This is a genomic window from Streptomyces sp. NRRL B-24085, assembly GCF_001282115.1.
Classification (GTDB): domain Bacteria; phylum Actinomycetota; class Actinomycetes; order Streptomycetales; family Streptomycetaceae; genus Streptomyces.
Genome location: NZ_LJBR01000442.1, coordinates 1 through 2,080, shown reverse-complemented (window position 1 = coordinate 2,080; position 2,080 = coordinate 1). Strand labels below are relative to the sequence as shown.

The window sequence follows — 2,080 nt, the reverse complement described above, 5'->3', positions numbered from 1 at the left end:
TGACCGCTCCGCCCCCGGCCGCCCGGCCCGTCGGCGTCGCCGCCCTCTCCCTGCGCTACCAGATCGCGGTCGTGCTGGCGCTCGCCGTCGTCGCCGTCGCCGTCTGCGTGCACATCGGGATGGTGTTCCTGCACGTCGCGCCGCCCAACACGGTGACCAAGCAGCACGGCAGGGCGATCGACGACTGGGTCTACCCCGAGTTCGAGCAGAACTGGAAGCTCTTCGCGCCCAACCCGTTGCAGCAGAACATCGCGGTGCAGGTCCGGGCCCGGATACGGAGCGCCGACGGCGGCAGCCGTACGACCGGCTGGTACGACCTGTCCGCCCAGGACGGCCGGGCCATCGACGGCAATCTGCTGCCCAGCCACACCCAGCAGAACGAACTGCGCCGCTCCTGGGACCTCTTCGTCGCCACCCACGGCACCGACAACCGTCCGGTCGGTCTGCGCGGCACCCTGTCCGAGACCTATCTCCGCCGCATCGTGGTGCTGCGTCTGGAGCGCGACCACGTGACCGCGCCGACCGGCACCCTCGTGAGTGTCCAGGTCCGCTCCCGGACCTCCACCGTGCCCCCGCCGAAGTGGAGCGAGGAGAAGGTCACCGTGCAGCCCGTCTACCGCGAACTGCCCTGGTGGCCCGTGACGGCGGACGACACCGAGGGGAGCGCCCGGTGAACCGGTTCGTTCTCGCGGTCTCCCACGGCATCGCCCGCGTCACCGAGGCCGCCCTCGGTCCCTACCAGACCGCGATGATCCGCATCGGCTTCAGCGCCACCTGGCTGCTGTTCCTGCTGCGCGAGTTCCCGCACCGCCAGGAGCTGTACGGCCCGGACGGCCCGTGGAGCTGGAACCTCGCCGAGGAGCTGATCTCGGTCAACGGCGCGTTCACGACCCTGATGTGGTCGGACGGCCGGTTCTGGTTCGAGACGGTCTATGTGCTCGCGGTCGTGTCGAGCCTTCTGCTGCTGCTCGGCTGGCGCACCCGCACGATGTCCGTGCTCTTCATGGTGGGCGTGCTCTCCCTCCAGAACCGCAGCATCTTTATGGGCGACGGTGGCGACAACGTCCTGCACCTGATGTGCATCTACCTCGTCTTCACCCGCTGCGGTCAGGTCTGGTCGCTGGACGAGCGGCGGGCCCGGCGTACGCGGGAGGCACACGCGCGTGGCGAGCACGTCGTGGACCGCGTCGGCCCGGCCCTGTGGGCCGTCCTCGGGGTCGTGCTGGTGTCGGCGGCCTTCCTGGGCAAGCTGAGCGGCGACTGGGTCGTCCCAGCGGTCCTGTGGGCCCTGTGGCTGGCGCAGGCACTGTGGTGGGCGGTCGGGAGGTTCTCCCGGTCCGGTCAGTCGCGGATCACGCTCGACGTCGTCGCCAACGTCGTCCACAACGGCGCCCTCCTCGTGATCATGGCCGAGGCCTGTCTCATCTACGCGACGGCGGGCTGGTACAAGATCCAGGGCTCCCGCTGGCAGGACGGCACCGCCGTCTACTACCCCCTCCACCTGGAGTCCTTCTCCCCGTGGCCCGCCCTCGCCGACCTGCTCTCGGCGAACGGCGTCATGGTGATGCTGGTGACGTACGGCACGGTCGCCGTACAGGTCGCCTTCCCGTTCACGCTGTTCAACCGGCGGGTCAAGAACGTCCTTCTGGCCGCGATGATCACCGAGCACGCGGTGATCGCGGTCGTCCTCGGCCTGCCCTTCTTCTCGCTGGCGATGATCGCCGCCGACTCGGTCTTCCTGCCGACGACGTTCCTCCGCCGGCTCGGCGACGGGTCCGCACGCGTGCGTGCACGGCTGAGGGCACGCCTGGCGGGCGGGGGCGGCACGGGGCGACAGGCTCCCGGCCGACCGCTCCCGCCGACGAAACCGGTAGTCGCGGCGACCTTGCCGTCGGAGCCGGGCGTCGCCGCGAAGATCCCGCCGGCCCCGCCGGAGCCGGGCGTCCCGCCGACGGAGCCGGGCGTCGCGCAGCCCCCGCCGCCCGCCCCCCGCCCGCCCGCCCCCCCCGGCGACCCGGAGAGCCCCGCCCACCGTCCCGCGAACCCCACCCCTCGCCCCGCCAACCCCACCCACCCCCCT

At 71.7% G+C, this 2,080-nt stretch carries 2 protein-coding genes; both read left to right on the top strand.

All coding sequences use genetic code 11. From position 1 onward, the window contains the following. Positions 1-674: DUF5819 family protein (locus AOJ26_RS36045; protein ID WP_053852573.1), on the top strand; the 674-nt coding region annotated here is incomplete at its 5' end. Continuing rightward, positions 671-2,080, top strand: a 1,410-nt coding sequence (locus AOJ26_RS36040) for an HTTM domain-containing protein (RefSeq protein ID WP_234358759.1), incomplete at its 3' end; no start/stop codon positions are given. The genes AOJ26_RS36045 and AOJ26_RS36040, both read left to right, overlap by 4 nt.